This window comes from Streptomyces pimonensis (assembly GCF_041380215.1).
Lineage (GTDB): Bacteria > Actinomycetota > Actinomycetes > Streptomycetales > Streptomycetaceae > Streptomyces > Streptomyces pimonensis.
On sequence record NZ_JAHWZY010000174.1, the window covers coordinates 1 to 213 of the forward strand.

The 213-nt window shown below is 71.4% G+C and carries 1 protein-coding gene; it reads left to right on the forward strand.

Annotation, left to right across the window (positions count from 1 at the left end):
* Nucleotides 1-213, forward strand: a 213-nt coding sequence (locus KYY02_RS33880; RefSeq protein WP_371244957.1) for a hotdog family protein, incomplete at both ends; no start/stop codon positions are given.

The following is a 213-nucleotide window of genomic DNA, read 5'->3' on the forward strand; positions in this document are numbered from 1 at the left end:
TGTGACCTGGTGGAGGAACTGACGCTGGAGGCGCCGCTGATCCTGCCCGAGAACGGATCGGTGCAGATCCAGGTGTGGGCCGGTGCCGAGGACGCGTCGGGCCGGCGTGAGCTGACCCTCCACTCCAGTGCGGGCGACGACGGCGTGTCGTGGACCCGGCACGCAACCGGCATCCTCCGTACCGGTGGGCTCGGTGGTGGGGCCTCCCTCGCC